Annotated in this window: 16 protein-coding genes; 7 read left to right on the forward strand and 9 right to left on the reverse strand. The window is 69.5% G+C overall.

Annotation, left to right across the window (positions count from 1 at the left end):
• The first annotated feature begins 18 nt into the window (after positions 1-18).
• A complete protein-coding gene (locus ACIBG8_RS27935; protein WP_397345901.1) occupies positions 19-828 on the forward strand; it encodes an NAD(P)H-binding protein in 810 nt (269 codons plus the stop codon).
• Between the two features lie 15 nt (positions 829-843).
• On the opposite strand, the gene ACIBG8_RS27940 is transcribed toward ACIBG8_RS27935, so the two are convergent.
• From ACIBG8_RS27940 to ACIBG8_RS27955, 4 genes are all read right to left on the reverse strand, one after another.
• Positions 844-1,062 (reverse strand): hypothetical protein, encoded by a 219-nt coding sequence (locus ACIBG8_RS27940; RefSeq protein ID WP_397345902.1) that lies wholly within the window; start codon positions 1,060-1,062, stop codon positions 844-846.
• A 10-nt stretch (positions 1,063-1,072) separates the two neighbouring features.
• Positions 1,073-1,828, reverse strand: coding sequence for a sulfite exporter TauE/SafE family protein (locus ACIBG8_RS27945; protein ID WP_397345903.1), 756 nt, complete (start codon positions 1,826-1,828; stop codon positions 1,073-1,075).
• 73 nt (positions 1,829-1,901) lie between these two features.
• Positions 1,902-2,816 (reverse strand): SPFH domain-containing protein, encoded by a 915-nt coding sequence (locus tag ACIBG8_RS27950; protein ID WP_397345904.1) that lies wholly within the window; start codon positions 2,814-2,816, stop codon positions 1,902-1,904.
• An 82-nt stretch (positions 2,817-2,898) separates the two neighbouring features.
• A complete protein-coding gene (locus ACIBG8_RS27955) occupies positions 2,899-3,687 on the reverse strand; it encodes an ABC transporter ATP-binding protein (RefSeq protein ID WP_397345905.1) in 789 nt (262 codons plus the stop codon).
• Positions 3,688-3,755: 68 nt separating this feature from the next.
• On the opposite strand from ACIBG8_RS27955, the gene ACIBG8_RS27960 reads away from it, so the two are divergent.
• Entirely contained in the window at positions 3,756-4,472 is a 717-nt protein-coding gene (locus ACIBG8_RS27960) for a hypothetical protein (protein WP_397345906.1), read from the forward strand.
• Here the strand turns inward: ACIBG8_RS27960 and ACIBG8_RS27965 are convergent.
• Positions 4,459-6,738, reverse strand: a complete 2,280-nt coding sequence (locus ACIBG8_RS27965; RefSeq protein ID WP_397345907.1) for a protein kinase — start codon at positions 6,736-6,738, stop codon at positions 4,459-4,461. The genes ACIBG8_RS27960 and ACIBG8_RS27965 overlap by 14 nt on opposite strands.
• A gap of 170 nt (positions 6,739-6,908) precedes the next feature.
• Here ACIBG8_RS27965 and ACIBG8_RS27970 point away from each other — a divergent pair, with 170 nt between their 5' ends.
• A complete protein-coding gene (locus ACIBG8_RS27970) occupies positions 6,909-7,559 on the forward strand; it encodes a hypothetical protein (protein WP_397345908.1) in 651 nt (216 codons plus the stop codon).
• 168 nt (positions 7,560-7,727) lie between these two features.
• Here the strand turns inward: ACIBG8_RS27970 and ACIBG8_RS27975 are convergent, their stop codons facing one another.
• Together ACIBG8_RS27975 and ACIBG8_RS27980 are read right to left on the reverse strand one after the other, a co-directional pair.
• Positions 7,728-8,375, reverse strand: a complete 648-nt coding sequence (locus ACIBG8_RS27975; RefSeq protein ID WP_397345909.1) for a response regulator — start codon at positions 8,373-8,375, stop codon at positions 7,728-7,730.
• On the reverse strand, positions 8,372-9,562 hold the full coding sequence (locus tag ACIBG8_RS27980) for a GAF domain-containing protein (RefSeq protein ID WP_397345910.1): 1,191 nt from the start codon (positions 9,560-9,562) through the stop codon (positions 8,372-8,374). The genes ACIBG8_RS27975 and ACIBG8_RS27980 overlap by 4 nt, the downstream gene beginning before the upstream one ends.
• Positions 9,563-9,641: 79 nt before the next feature.
• Here ACIBG8_RS27980 and ACIBG8_RS27985 point away from each other — a divergent pair, with 79 nt between their 5' ends.
• The 4 genes from ACIBG8_RS27985 to ACIBG8_RS28000 all read left to right on the forward strand — a co-directional run bounded on the left by ACIBG8_RS27985 (position 9,642) and on the right by ACIBG8_RS28000 (position 12,534).
• Entirely contained in the window at positions 9,642-10,298 is a 657-nt protein-coding gene (locus ACIBG8_RS27985; protein WP_397345911.1) for an SDR family NAD(P)-dependent oxidoreductase, read from the forward strand.
• Positions 10,295-11,296, forward strand: coding sequence for an S-adenosylmethionine:tRNA ribosyltransferase-isomerase (locus tag ACIBG8_RS27990; protein ID WP_397345912.1), 1,002 nt, complete (start codon positions 10,295-10,297; stop codon positions 11,294-11,296). Before ACIBG8_RS27985 ends, ACIBG8_RS27990 begins: the two co-directional genes overlap by 4 nt.
• A gap of 151 nt (positions 11,297-11,447) precedes the next feature.
• Positions 11,448-11,957 (forward strand): hypothetical protein, encoded by a 510-nt coding sequence (locus ACIBG8_RS27995; protein WP_397345913.1) that lies wholly within the window; start codon positions 11,448-11,450, stop codon positions 11,955-11,957.
• Positions 11,958-11,967: 10 nt separating this feature from the next.
• A complete protein-coding gene (locus tag ACIBG8_RS28000) occupies positions 11,968-12,534 on the forward strand; it encodes a hypothetical protein (RefSeq protein WP_397345914.1) in 567 nt (188 codons plus the stop codon).
• Here ACIBG8_RS28000 and ACIBG8_RS28005 read toward each other — a convergent pair whose 3' ends face one another.
• Complete coding sequence (locus ACIBG8_RS28005; RefSeq protein ID WP_397345915.1) at positions 12,535-13,395, reverse strand: lysophospholipid acyltransferase family protein; 861 nt, start codon at positions 13,393-13,395, stop codon at positions 12,535-12,537.
• Positions 13,392-14,078, reverse strand: a complete 687-nt coding sequence (locus ACIBG8_RS28010) for a GNAT family N-acetyltransferase (protein WP_397345916.1) — start codon at positions 14,076-14,078, stop codon at positions 13,392-13,394. Before ACIBG8_RS28010 ends, ACIBG8_RS28005 begins: the two co-directional genes overlap by 4 nt.
• Positions 14,079-14,127: the final 49 nt, after the last annotated feature.

Below are 14,127 nucleotides of genomic sequence, written 5' to 3' on the forward strand. Positions count from 1 at the left end.
ACTTCTACGGTTGCTCCTATGATCCTCGTCACCGGAGCAACCGGAAATGTCGGCAGGCACACCGTCGCGCAGCTCGCCGAGCTGGGCGTTCCCGCAAGGGCCCTCGTCCGCAACCCAGCCGCCCAGCTACCCGTCCCCACGGTCGTCGGCGACCTGACCGACCCGTCCACACTTCCGGCCGCGTTGGACGGCGTCTCCACCGTTTTCCTGATCTGGCCGGGTTTCGCCGCCTCGACCGCCGCTGAGGTCATCTCGGTCATCGAGCGGCACGCGAGCCGCATCGTCTACCTGTCAGCCAACGTGACCCCGGAAACCAAGATCTTCCACAACGACGTGGAGCGTCTGATCCGCGCCTCGGGCCTGAGCTGGACGTTCCTCCGCCCGGGGGGCTTCGCGTCTAACACGTTGGGGTGGGCCGAGCAGATCCGCGAGGGCGTGGTCCGCTGGCCGTACGGCAAGGCGGCCCGCTCCCTGATCCACGAGGCCGACATAGCCAGCGTGGCCACCCACGTCCTCACGACGGAGGGGCACGAAGGCCAGTCGTACGTGCTGTCCGGCCCCGAGGTGCTGAGCCAGGCCGACCAGGTCCGTATCATCGGCGAGGCCGTGGGGCGCACGGTCACCTGGGACGACCTCCCTCCCGCGGTGGCGAGGGAGGAACTGGTGGCGGCGTGGGGGGACGAGGGCTTCGTGGACGGAGCGTTGGCGGCCTGGGCCGCGATGGTCGACGTACCGGAACCGGTGGTGGACACCGTGGAACGCCTGACGGGAAAGCCCGCCCGCACCTTCCACCAGTGGGCAGAGGACCACGCAGAGGACTTCCGCTGATGGCACGACCCTTGGTTATTTCTCGTCGGCGGGGTGTTCCACGAGGGCGAGGATGCGGCTGGACATGAAGCGGGCGGTCCTCACCATCGTGCCCGAGCGGGTTACTTCGCTTACCTCCACCAGGCCTCGCCTGGTGTTCACCTCGACGCGCCGCCCTGCGCGGGTGGCGGTGATCTCGTAGGTGCGGGGTGTCCCTCCGGCGTCGATGACGATCTCTACCCAATCACCCTTCATGGGTATATATCTACCCAAACACTAGTTTGATAATCGCCAACACGCCCACGCAGACGATGACTCCGCGGAGTACAGGAGAGGGGATTCTGCGGCCCACCTTGGCGCCCAGCCAGCCGCCGAGGGTGGCTCCCACGGCCACCAGCAACACCGCCCACCAGTCCACATCGGTGATCAGGGTGAAGAGGACGGCGGCCGTTCCGTTGACGATCAAGGACAGCACGTTCTTGGCGGCGTTGATGCGCTGCAGGTCGTCGGCCAGGACGGCGCCCAGCAGGCCGATCAGCAAGACGCCCTGGGCCGCGCCGAAATAACCGCCATACACACCGGCGCCGAAGACGCCTATCCACAGCCCGATGCCGCCGTCCGGGTGGGCGTGCTCCCTACGCGCCGCCAGCCACCCGTTGAGGCGAGGCTGGATCACCACCAGCACGCAGGCCACCGCGATCAACACAGGCACGACGACCTTGAACACCCCAGGCGGCAGGACGATCAACAGGAGCCCGCCGCACAACGACCCGAGCAGCGACCCCATGCCGAGCCGTACCAACCGATCCCGCTGCCCCTTCAGCTCGGCGCGATAGCCGTACGCACCAGTGAAAGACCCGGGGACCAGGCCGATGTTGTTCGAGACGTTCGCCACGATCGGGTCGATCCCCACCGCCACCAGCGTCGGAAAGGTGATCAGCGAGCCCGAGCCCACGACCGCGTTGATCGCGCCCGCGCCGACTCCAGCGGCGCAGATGGCGAGCGCCTCCAACAAGGTCATGGTTCCTCCAAGCACGAAACCCGAGCTTAGGGGGTGTCCGTAATGTGAGGCATGGGAGGTCCACAGTGTGGAACTACTTCTCCGGATCCTTGGTGAAGAGCCCGCCCAGGTTCTCCAGCGCCCTACCCATTTCCGACGGCACGATCCAGAGCTTGTTGGAGTCGCCCTTGGCGATCTCGGGCAGCATCTGCAAGTACTGGTAGGCCAGCAACCGCTGGTCGGGGTTGCCCTCGTGGATGGCCTTGAAGACCATGCCGATCGCGTCCGCCTGCCCCTTGGCGCGCATCGCCGCCGCCTCGGCCTCCGCCTGCGCCCGCAGCACCACGGCCTCAGCGTCGCCGCGCGCCCGCAGCACCGCCGCCTGCTTCTCCCCCTCCGCCGCCAGGATCGCCGCCTGCCGCTGCCCCTCGGCGGTCAGGATCGCGGCGCGCTTGTCGCGGTCGGCGCGCATCTGCTTCTCCATCGAGTCCTGGATGGAGTGCGGCGGGTCGATGGCCTTGAGCTCGACCCGATTGACCCTGATGCCCCACTTGCCGGTGGCCTCGTCGAGCGATCCGCGCAGCTCGGTGTTGATCTCCTCGCGCGAGGTGAGGGTACGTTCCAAGTCCATGCCGCCGACGACGTTGCGCAGCGTGGTGACGGTCAGCTGCTCGACGCCGACGAGGAAGTTGGCGATCTCGTAGGTGGCCGCCTTGGGGTTGGTGACCTGGAAGTAGATGACGGTGTCGATGGAGACGACCAGGTTGTCGGAGGTGATCACCGGCTGGGGCGGGAACGACACGACCTGCTCGCGCAGGTCGATCATGTCCTTGATCCGGTCGATGAACGGCACGACCAGGTTGAGCCCCGGGTCGAGGGTGCGGTGGTAGCGGCCCAGCCGTTCGATGATCGCCGCGGTCGCCTGCGGGATGATGCGCACGGTCCTGGCCAGGGCGAACCCCACGGCAGCGACCACGACGACGGCGACGATCAGCTGCGCGGTGCCCATGGCAACACACTCCGGGGTCGAAAGGGTCCGACCCGGAAGATCCTATTTGGTTTCCGGTTGATACAACCGTGAACCGGCCGATCTAGTGCGCTCTGGCATACCAGCGGCCCTCGACGCTCCGGTCGAGCGACAGGGCCACACCGAAGGTGCGCGAGAGGTTGTCCGCGGTCATCACGTGCTCCAGCGGCCCCTGGGCCACGACGGAGCCGTGGCGCAGCAGCAGGCCGTGGGTGAAGCCGCTGGGCACCTCCTCCACGTGGTGCGTCACCAGCACCAGCGTGGGCGACCTGCGGTCGTGCGCCAGCAGCGCGAGCCTGCGCACGAGGTCTTCGCGCCCGCCCAGGTCGAGCCCGGCGGCCGGCTCGTCGAGCAGCAGCACCTCCGGGTCGGGCATCAGCGCGCGGGCGATCTGCACCCGCTTGCGCTCGCCCTCCGACAGGGTGCCGAAGCGCCGCCTGATCAGGTGCGCCGCGCCCATCATGTCGATCAGCTCGACCGCCCTGGTGACGTCGTTGGAGTCGTACTCCTCCGTCCAGCGGCCCAGGATCGCGTACGACGCGGTCAGCACCAGGTCGATGACCTTCTCCTCGGGCGGGATGCGCTCGGCCAGCGCCGAGCTCGCCAGCCCGATCCGCGGCCTGAGGTCGAAGACGTCCGTCTGCCCGATCCGCTCGCCCAGCACCTCGACGATGCCCTCGCTCGGAAAGAGCAGGGTCGCGGCGACCTGGAGCAACGTCGTCTTCCCCGCGCCGTTGGGCCCGATGACCACCCAGCGCTCGTCCTCGTTGACCGTCCAGTCGATGCCGCGCAGCAGGGCCGCCCCGTCGCGCCTCACGGCGACGTCCTGGAGCCGCAGCACCTGACCACCCATCCCCAGATCCCTCCTCAGAAGAACGCTCGGGACAAACCTATTGCAGGGCGACCACATATCGTGGACCGGTGCGTGCTGAATCACCTGTATCCGCGGCGCTCGTCGCCTGGGGGAACGCCTGGCTCACCGGGCACATCGGCCTCGACGAGGCCGCCGACCACGTGGAGGAGGTCGGCGGTCCATCCGTCGTGGACGCCACCCCACTCCGCAACTACCTCGCCGACCTGCGGCTTCGCGGGGCCAAGGAGTTCCGCCTGGCCCTTCCGGCACCCGGCGACCCGCTCGGGCTGTCGGGGCCGCCCGCCTTCAACGCGGCCGCGATCGACGCGGGACAGGCGGCGATAGCCGTACTCACCGACGGGTGTGTCGGTTTGGTGCCCGAGGCCGACATACGTGGGTCGTCCTACTCCGGCACCTTGTGGACGGTTCACGAGGCGGGCCCGGCCAGGCAGGACCTGCCGTCCGTCGCCGAGGCCGAGCAGGCGCTCGCGGGCACGATCAGGCTCGCCACCGAGGCGCTGGCGTCCGTCGACGGGCCGCAGCAGAGCCATCCCCAGCTCAACCCGGCGGGCGGCGAGCTCGCGCCCGGCTACCCGCCACGGGCGCACCGAGTGTCCGCCCTGGCGGCCAGGCTGGCGAGCGCGCTGCAGGCGGCCGAGGAGCGCGGGCTCACCTCCGGGCAGATCGCCGCCCGCGAGGCCGCCCTCCGCGAGCTGGACGGCGCGGTACGGCGGGCCGTCGTGGCCGCGCACCACGCCATCTTCGAGCCGTCTAACCGCTCGTAGCCTCCACCGACCACACCTTGATCAGCTTGTCCTTGCCCGCGGAGACGACGACCGGCCTGCCGTCCAGGGTGATCATCGCGACGGCGTAGACGCCGCTCCTGTGCGCCTTGATCGGCTTGCCGTACGGCTTGCGCGTCTCCGGGTCCCACATGCGGACCGTGCCGTTCGTGTCGCCGGAGACCAGGACCGCCTTGCCCTCGTACGAGCCGAAGGACAGGGTGTAGACGATCTTCTTGTGGCCGGTCAGCGGCCCGCCGATGGACGCGCCCGTCTTGGGGTCCCAGAGGCGGATCTTGCTGTCCTTGCCGCCGGAGGCGACGACCGTCTTGCCGTCCACCTGGCCGAAGGCGACCGAGTAGACACCCTTCTTGTGCCCCTTGTAGGCCTTGCCGTACGGCTTGCGCGTGGACAGGTCCCACATGCGCAGCGTCTTGTCCTCGCTCGCGGTGACCACCACGCTCCTGCTGCCGACGTGGCCCGCGCCGAGCCAGTTGATGGCCTTGTGGTGCGCCCTGATCGACCTGCCGCTCTGCCTGCGCTTCTTCAGGTCCCAGACCTTGATCCAGCCGTTGGCGTCGCCGGTGATCGCGTACGGCTTGCCCTTGACCGTGCCGATGGCCACCGAGTACGCCGACTGCACGTGGTAGCCGAGGACCTTGCCCTTGCGCTTCTTCAGGTCCCACAGGCGCACGCTGTTGTCGCGCCCGACGGAGACGGCCATCGCCTTGCCGCCGACCGTGACGCACGCGACGCCGTACACCTCCTGGTCGTGCCCCTTGAGCTTGGCCACCAGCTTGTGCCTGGCCGCGTCCCAGATCCGCACCAGGCCGTCCTGGCCGCCGGAGACGAGCATCAGCTTGCCGCCGACCTTCACCGCGGACAGCGTCTGCACGGCCCGGCTGTGGCCCTTGAACGACTTGCCGTCCTGCTTGCCCAGCACGGGCAGGATGACGACCTCTTCCGGCGGCGTCGTCGTCGTGCCGATGCTCGGCGTCGTCGACACCACGGGCGTCGGGGTGATCGAGGTGGTGACCCCGGCGGGCTTCAGCGCGGTGGGGTCCTTGGGCTGCTCGAACATCCGCGGCGCCACGAACAGCACGGTCGCCGCCAGCGCCACCGCCACGACCAGCGCCGCGCCGACGATCGCCGCGCGCTTGCGCCGCGACCTGTCCTCGGCCCGCTTCTCCTCCGGCGGGGTCTCGCGGAAGAAGGCGTCGTTGTCGTTCCGCTTCGGCATTTGCGGCGGAGGCGGCGGTAGTGGTGGTGGCTGTTGCGGTACGGCGAAGCCGCCGGACGGGTTGGCCCAGCCGTACTGCACCTGCTGCCGGATCGGGGCAGGTGGGTGCGGTAGCCCGTCCGGCCTGGCGAAAGGCACGGACGTCTCGGCGGGCGTCTCCTCTGCCGCCATCTGCGACCCGGTGGTCATCGCCACGTCCGCGTCGCGCAGGGGCGCCGCGCCCTGGTTCTCCAGCAGCGCGAACAGCGTGTCCGCTGCCGTGGGACGCTCGTCGGCCCGCTTGCTCAGGCACGAGCGCACGATCGTGCGCAGGTTGTCGGGGAGCGCCGACAGGTCGGCCTCCTCGTGCATCACCCGGTAGATGACGGCGGGCAGGCTGTCCTGGCCGAACGCGGGCCGTCCGCTGGCCGCGAACGTCATCGTGAGCGCCCAGCTGAACATGTCGCTCGCCGGGCCGACCCGCTCCCCCGAGATCTGCTCGGGCGACATGTAGGCGGGGGTGCCGACGACCCCGCTGCTGATCGTCATCGCCGAGTCGAGCGCCCTGGCGATGCCGAAGTCGATGACGCGCGGGCCGTCAGGGCCCATGAGCACATTGCTCGGCTTGAAGTCGCGGTGCACGATGCCGGCCCGGTGGATCGCGGCCAGCGCGGTGATCGTGCCGACGGCCAGCCGGTAGAGCGCGCCCCCGCTGCGCGGGCCCTCCGTCTGCACGATGCGCTGGAGCGAGACGCCCTCGACGAGCTCGCTCACGATGTACGGCGAGTCGCCGTCCATGTTGGCGCCGATGACCTGAGCGGTGCAGAACTGCGCCACGCGGCGGGCGGCGTCCACCTCGCGCAGGAAACGTTCCGCGTCGGCGCCCGGCTTGTCCAGCCGGGTGTTGAGCAGCTTGATCGCGACCAGGCCCCCGTCAGGGCTCTGGCCTTTGAAAACAACCCCCTGTGCCCCCTTGCCCAGGCGACCGAGCAGCCGGTAATTACCCAGCGCCACCGGGTCGCCCGGCTGTAAGGGGTGCGTGTCAGGCACCTTGATCCTCCCCGTACTGCTAGACCCCCGTCGCAAGCGTGACCCTCGTGACCAAACGTGCGCAAGCAACAACGCATTACGAAAGATCATCACTCTTTGCGAAATATTTGCCCTACGCAATAATCGTCTAGAGAATCGGGGATTTCCAGTTCCGTACGGGGAGCCATCACATGCGCAGACCTCTGGCCACGCTGTTAGGCGTGACCCTCACCGCCGCGCTGGCGCCAGCCGCCGTCGCCACTGCTGCCACGCCGGTCGCCGCCACTTCGGTCGTCACCAAAGCGGCCGGTAAGCCGTATGCCAACTTCAAGATCACCATCAGCTACGACAAGCGCACCAAGCGCAGCGGGAAGATCCTCTACAAGATCCGGGCGAAGAACCTCGGGCCTTACTCGGCTGACTACTTCTGGATCGGCGGGCAGGTGCCGAAGGGGGTCAAGCCGCGACTGCGCTGGGGGGCCGACAAGGGCACCGAGTGCACGTGGGAGGGGCGCTGGTTCTGGTGCTGGACTCCCAACGTCCTGGAGAAGGGGGAGTCGGAGTGGCTCAACTTCCAGGTGACGCTGAAGCCGGGCACCAAGGGGACGGCGGTCGCCAAGCTGGGGATCATCGCCTATGACGTGCCTCAGGGCGCGGAAAACATCGACAAGGAAGAGCTCCAGCGGATCGGGATCGACGGGTGGGAGTGGTTGAAGACCGCCAAGACGAAGATCGTCTGGCCGCCGAAGAAGCGCGTGACCGGGTGGACGCCGCCGCCCACCCAGACGTGGAACCCGCCGACGTCCACACATGAGGAAGACAACAAGAAGAAGGACACCTGACCCACCCAACCCCCGAGGCCTCCCACCTCGGGGGTTTCCCACCGCACGGGGCTCTCCCACCTGGGGGTTATCCACCCCTTGGGGGTGCCACTCTCAGGGCCCCGGAGGCTCACGCCCCTTTCGGGGTCTCACCCGAGGGCCTCAGCCGCCACCCACAATGCCGTTGCCTCAGCCGCGGAAACCACCACCACGCCCTCCTCGGCCGGGGTCAACAGCCAGGCCGTGGCGTACTGCGTAGAGGGCGGCTTGGGTGCGGTCCTGGACGCCGAGCTTCATCAGCACGTTCGACACGTGCGTCTTCACCGTCTTCTCCGCCACGCTGAGGTCCTTCGCGATCTCGCGGTTGGAACGGCCACCGGCGATGAGACACAACACCTCCCGCTCCCGCTCGGTGAGCGCCACCACCTCCTGAGCCGGTGACAGCATCGCCTCAGCAGCCTCGGGCGCCAGGACCACCTGCCCCCCGTACACAGCCCGTACGGCCTGCACCAGCGCCATGGGATCCACGTCCTTGTACAGGAACCCGGAAGCCCCAGCCCGCATCGCAGGCCCCACCGACGCCGGATCCCCCACCGAGGTCAGCACCAGCACCCGCGTCGACGACCCACCGAGCAGCCCCAAAGCCCCAAGCCCGTCCAGCACGGGCATCTGCAGGTCCAGCAGCAACACGTCCGGCTTGAGCGACTCCACCAGAGCCACCGCCTGGGACCCGTCCCCCGCCTCCCCCACGACCGTGATGTCGTCCTGCAGGTCGAGGAAGGTGCGCAACCCCTGCCGCACCACCGGATGATCGTCAGCAATCAGCACGTTGATCACGTGCCCACCTCCAAGAGAACCGTCGTACCCGCAGCAGAAGACGTGACCGTCAAGGCCCCACCCACGGACTCCGCCCGGTCGCGCATCGACACCAGCCCGAGCCCCCGCGTGTCCACCTCGTCGAACCCGGTCCCGTCGTCACGCACCTCCAGCCGCAACCGCCCCCCGCTGACGCCCAGCCGTACGAGAACCCGCGTAGCGGCGGAGTGCCGCAGCGCGTTGTGCAGCGCCTCCTGCGCCACCCGCAACACCGCCACCTCCACAGCGGAGTCGAGCTCGGGCACCGGCCCGCCGTCGAAGGCGACGTCGAGCGGGTGCAGCCGGTCGAGCAGCCGTACGTGCTTGCGCAGCGTCTCGGAAAGCCCGTGCCGGTCCAGCTCGGCGGGTCGCAGCTCGACGATCACCGCGCGCAGCTCGGCCATCGCCTCCCCGGCCAGCTGCTGCACCCGGTCGAGTTCGACGGCCGCCTTGGCCGGGTCGACGGTCAGGAGCGCCTGGGCTGCCTGGGCGGTCAGGCGGAGCGAGAACAGCTTCTGGGTGACGGCGTCGTGCAGGTCCCTGGCCATCCTGTTGCGCTCTTCGAGCATGGCCAGCTCGCGCCCGCTCTCGTAGAGCCTGGCGTTGGTCAGCGCGATGGCGGCGTGGGCGGCGAAGAGGGTGAGGAGGTCCTCGTCCTCCTGGGTGAAGCCGCCGGGCGTGCGCTTGTTGGCGAGGAAGATGATGCCGATGACCTGGTCGGCGTCCTTGATCGGCACACCGAGGAAGTCCTTCATCACCGGGTGCGCCTTGGGCCACCACTCGAAGCGCGGGTCCTTGCGCAGGTCGGGCAGGCGGGCGGGGGTGCCTTCGAGGAGCATCGCGCCGAGCATGCCGTGCTGGCGCGGCAGCGGGCCGATCGCCTCCCACTGCTTGTCGGTGAGCCCTTCAGCGACGAACTCGGCGAACGAGCCGTCCTCGTCCGGCACGCCGAGCGCGGCGTAGCGGGCGTCGAGCAGCCGCTGCGCCGACCTGACGATCACCTGCAGCACCTCGCGCACGGACAGGTGCCTGGTCACGGCCAGCACGGCGGAACTCACCGCCTGCAGGATCGCGTCCCGGTCCTCGAAATCGTGCTCATGGTCGCGCCCGCTTCGCTCCTCGTTGGCTCGTTCCTCGCTCTCTCGTCGCGAGCTCCTGCGCTTAGTCACGGTCCTCAGCCTATGGTCCCTGTCCGGCCGGACCTTTCGCCCGATGTAGGAAACCTCCGCGGTTCCTAGCGTCATGGTTATGACGAACACCGCACTCATCACCGGCGCTTCCCGCGGTCTCGGCCTCGCTCTGGCGAGGTCTCTGGCTGGTGCGGGATGGAACCTCGTCCTCACCGCGCGCGGCGAGCGCGACCTGGAGGCCGTCGCCGCCGAGCTCGGCGCGACGGCCGTGCCCGGCGACGTGACCGACCCCGACCACGTCGTACGGCTAGCGCAGGCCGCCCCCGAGCTCGACCTCCTCGTGAACAACGCCAGCGACCTCGGCGTCACCCCGCTCCCGCCGATCGCCGGCTACCCGCTGGAGGCCTTCAGGGTGATCCTGGAGACCAACGTGACCGCGCCCCTGGCGCTGATCCAGGCCACGCTGCCCGCCCTGCGCAAGCGGCACGGCGCGATCGTGAACATCACCTCGGACGCCGCGACCGGCGCCTACGAGGGCTGGGGCGGATACGGCGCGACCAAGGCCGCCCTGGAGCAGCTGTCCAACGTCCTGGCGGCCGAGGAGCCGGACGTCGCGGTCTGGTGGGCCGATCCGGGCGAGATGAACACCGTCATGCTCGCCGCCGCCGTCGGCGCCGAGGAGGCGTCCGGGGCAGCGGACCCGGCGACGGTCGCCGAGACGCTGCACGGCCTGGTCAAGAGCCGCCCCGCCAGCGGACGGGTCAGCCTCCAATGACCGTCGACTTCGCCCTCCCCGACGCGCTGAGCGCGAACGAGCCGCCTGAGGCGCGCGGCCTGGCCCGCGACAGCGTGCGCATGCTCGTCTCCCAGGGCCTCGACGTGACGCACCGCAGGTTCACCGACCTGCCCGGCCTGCTGAACCCCGGCGACCTGGTGGTGGTCAACAACTCGGCGACCCTGCCGGCCGCGGTACGGCTCGACCGGATCGCGGTGCACTTCTCCACCGCCCGCGAGGACGGGACGTGGCTGGTCGAGCTGCGCCGCCGTACGAGCAACTCCACGGAACCCTACGGCGGCGGGGAGCCGCACGAGTGGCTGCCGCTGCCGGGGCACGCGATGTTGCGTCTGGTGGAGCGGGAGACGCCGCGCCTGTGGCGGGCCAGGCTCGACCGGGACGTGGAGCCCTACCTGCGCGAGTACGGCGTGCCGATCCGCTACTCCTACGTGGACCGCGACTGGCCCATCGACGACTACCAGACCGTGTTCTCCACCGTGCCGGGCAGCGCCGAGATGCCCAGCGCCGGCCGGCCGTTCACCACCGAGCTGGTGACGGCGCTGGTCTCGCGCGGCGTCTCGCTCGCGCCGATCACGCTGCACACCGGCGTCGCCTCGCCGGAGAAGGACGAGCCGCCCTACGCCGAGCGGTTCGCGGTCTCCGCGTCGACGGCGCGGCTGGTGAACCTGACCAGGCAGGCGGGCGGCAGGGTGATCGCGGTCGGGACGACGGTCGTGCGCGCGCTGGAGACGGCGGCAGGTCCCGACGGCGTCGTCACCGCCGCGAGCGGGTGGACCAGGCACATCGTGACCCCGGAAAAGGGCGTGCGCGCGGTCACCGGACTGCTCACCGGGCTGCACGAGCCGCGCTCCAGCCACCTGATGATGTTGACCGCGATCGCGGGGGAGGAATCCCTGTCACGTTCCTACGCCGAGGCCCTCGACGGGGGCTACCTGTGGCACGAGTTTGGCGACACGCATCTGATCCTGGACAAATAGAGCTTTACACCGAATTCCCGCACATGGTAGAAACCGCAAGTATTTTACGGGGGCTCTACTTGCGGCGTCCTCGTTTCCACTTCCTCCCCGGAGACGCTGAATGCGTATCACCAAGACGAAGGGCGCATCCTTAGCCCTCGTCGCTCCCCTTGTGGGATCCCTCCTATTCGCGGCCGCCCCGGCCTCCGCCGCTCCGGCGGCTGCCGCGAAGACCACCAAGGCCGACGATCCCTACTCGGTCTTCGACGTCCAGGTCAAAGCTCCGAAGACGGTGAAGCGCGGGGGCAAGATCACCTATCGGATCTCTGCCGTCAACACCGGCCCCTACCAGGCCGACAACTACTACATGGGCGGCCCGCTCCCCAAGGGCATCGTCAGCAAGCTCCGCTGGAACGGCCCTGACGGCACCCAGTGCGACTGGGACTCATCAGGCTTCTGGTGCTGGGGTCCCTGGATCCTGGAAAAGGGCGACAGCGACTGGCTCACCATCACCGTGACCCTCAAGAAGGGCACGAAGGGGACGGCCAAGACCAGGCTCGGCGCCATCGTTTATGACGTCCCCACCGGCATGGAAGACCTGAACAAGGAAGAGCTCGACCGCGTCGGCGGGTTCAACACCTGGTTCTACGCCAAGTCCGTCAAGACCAAGATCCTCAACTAGGAGCCCCTGAATGCGCATCAACAAGGCTGCGTCCATCGCACTCGTCGCTCCTCTGGCGGGATCCCTCCTCTTCGCGGCCGCCCCGGCCTCCGCCGCTCCGGCGGTCGCCACCAAGGCCGTGACGGCTCAGTCCGACCCGTACTCCTCCTTCGACGTGCAGGTCAAGGCGCCGAAGACGGCCAAGGCCGGCGGCAAGGTGCGTTACAGCGTCGTCGCCACCAACGCCGGGCCGTACGAGGCCACGGCGGGCACCTGGTTCGTCGGCGGCACCTTCCCCAAGGGCCTGGACCTGAAGAAGACCAGCTACCGCGCGAGCGTGGCGGGCACCGAGTGCTCGCTCGTCGACCGTGAGCTGTTCTGCCTCTTCCCGGCCACCGTGAAGAAGGGCGAGTACGTCTCGATCGTCTTCGAGGGCCGGTTCAAGAAGAACGCCAAGGGCACCCAGAAGGCCATTCTCGGCGTCGCGTCCTACAACGTCGACACCGGCATGGAGAACCTCTCCAAGGAGGAGCTCGACCGTCTCGGCATCCCCGGCTACGCCTTCGCCAAGCTGGTCAAGACGAGGATCGTGCACTAGTCACAGCTGTACCGGCACCCGCTCCTCGCTCCTGAGGGGCGGGTGTTTCGCCGTCGGCTGCCCGGTCACCGACGCCACGGCCGCCTCGGCGATCCAGGCCAGGCGCTTCCTGTCGGGCGCGGTCACCGGCGGCAGTACGGTCACCTCCGCGATCAGCCCCCTGACCTCGATCACCCGGCGCAGCGAGGCCACCAGCGAGTCGTCGCCCACGTAGGCGGGCGCCGTCGAGGACCGCCCGCTCTCGCGGTAGCGCAACGCGACGGGACGCACGGGCACCCGGGCGTCGAGCGCCGCCTGGAAGACCGCGGGACGGAAGCGCCCACCGCCCTTCCCGCACCACGTGGTGCCCTCGGGGAAGGCCGCCACGGACTCGCCCTCGCGCAGGGCGGCGGCGATCGCGGCGACCGCGTCAGGCAGGCCGTACAACGAGTCCCTGTCGATCAGGAGCGCGCGCGAGCCAGCCGCCAGGCCGCCGACGAGGGGCCAGCCGGCCACCTCGCGCTTGGCGACGATCCGGCACGGCAGCGAGGCGGCCATGACGAGCGGGTCGAGCCACGAGAGGTGGTTGGCGACCAGCAGCCCGGCCGTGGCCTCTGGTACGGCGCGGGCCGTGGCGGCCCCGCCGTACACGGCGAAGCCCTGCCGCACGATCAGCCTGATCCCGAGCGAGCGCAGCAGCAGCCGCGACCAGAACACGGTCATGCGCGTGCCGGGCGCCACCCTCGCCAGCACCACGCCGGCCAGGACGACGGCGACGGCGCCCAGCCAGCGCAGCCACCTGCGCAATGCGGCGGCGCGGAGGACCGGCGCGTCCACGCAGGCGGCGGGCGTGCAGGGAGCGGCGGGCAGCCAGGCGTTCACGACGGCTCGCCCAGGAAGTACTTGAGGTAGCGCCCGTCCACCCGCGACATCGACAGCAGCACCAGGAAGTCGGCCGTGCCGAACGCCGGATCGTGCGCCGGCGCCCCGCAGACCCACGCGCCGAGCCGCAGGTAGCCGCGCAGCAGCGGCGGCATGACGAACGCCTTCCCGCGCTCCTGGCCGACCTCCGACCACGGCTTGAGCGGTTTGACCTGGTACTCCTCAGGACCGAGCGGCACCCGCTCGATCACCTCGGCCGCGTCGGCGACCGGCACGGAGCAGCAGCCCACGAGCCAGGAGTGCCCGCCCTCGACCATGTACTGCGCGATCCCCGCCCACATCAGGCCGATCACCGCGCCCGCGCGGTGGTCGGGGTGCACACACGAGCGGCCGACCTCGACGAGGTGCTTCCTGATGCCGGACAGCGGCGCCAGGTCGAACTCGGTCTCCGAGTAGAGCCGGTCGCGCCGGCCTGGCGGGAGCAGCCGGTAGGTGCCGACGACCTCGTTCCCGTCACGGACGAGCAGGTGGTCGCAGTAGGCGTCGAAGGAGTCGATGTCCAGCCCCGTCACCGGGGAGTCGAGTGTCGCGCCGAGTTCCCCGGCGAAGACCTGGTAGCGGAGTCGCTGTGCGGCCTGGAGGTCGGCGGCGCTCTTGGCCAGGCCGACGGTGTAGCGAGGCATGGTCCTATGAAGGCAGCCCATCATGGCCATTCGCCCAAGGTCAGCCGTC

The sequence above is a fragment of the Nonomuraea sp. NPDC050556 genome (genome assembly GCF_044457355.1).
GTDB lineage: Bacteria > Actinomycetota > Actinomycetes > Streptosporangiales > Streptosporangiaceae > Nonomuraea.

Coding starts and splice junctions, on each gene's coding strand:
- ACIBG8_RS27985 (WP_397345911.1), top strand. CDS start 9,642: ATGACGAACACCGCACTCATCACCGGCGCTTCCCGCGGTCTCGGCCTC.
- ACIBG8_RS27990 (WP_397345912.1), top strand. CDS start 10,295: ATGACCGTCGACTTCGCCCTCCCCGACGCGCTGAGCGCGAACGAGCCG.
- ACIBG8_RS27950 (WP_397345904.1), bottom strand. CDS start 2,816: ATGGGCACCGCGCAGCTGATCGTCGCCGTCGTCGTGGTCGCTGCCGTG.
- ACIBG8_RS27970 (WP_397345908.1), top strand. CDS start 6,909: ATGCGCAGACCTCTGGCCACGCTGTTAGGCGTGACCCTCACCGCCGCG.
- ACIBG8_RS28010 (WP_397345916.1), bottom strand. CDS start 14,078: ATGCCTCGCTACACCGTCGGCCTGGCCAAGAGCGCCGCCGACCTCCAG.
- ACIBG8_RS27940 (WP_397345902.1), bottom strand. CDS start 1,062: ATGAAGGGTGATTGGGTAGAGATCGTCATCGACGCCGGAGGGACACCC.
- ACIBG8_RS27955 (WP_397345905.1), bottom strand. CDS start 3,687: ATGGGTGGTCAGGTGCTGCGGCTCCAGGACGTCGCCGTGAGGCGCGAC.
- ACIBG8_RS27935 (WP_397345901.1), top strand. CDS start 19: ATGATCCTCGTCACCGGAGCAACCGGAAATGTCGGCAGGCACACCGTC.
- ACIBG8_RS28000 (WP_397345914.1), top strand. CDS start 11,968: ATGCGCATCAACAAGGCTGCGTCCATCGCACTCGTCGCTCCTCTGGCG.
- ACIBG8_RS27945 (WP_397345903.1), bottom strand. CDS start 1,828: ATGACCTTGTTGGAGGCGCTCGCCATCTGCGCCGCTGGAGTCGGCGCG.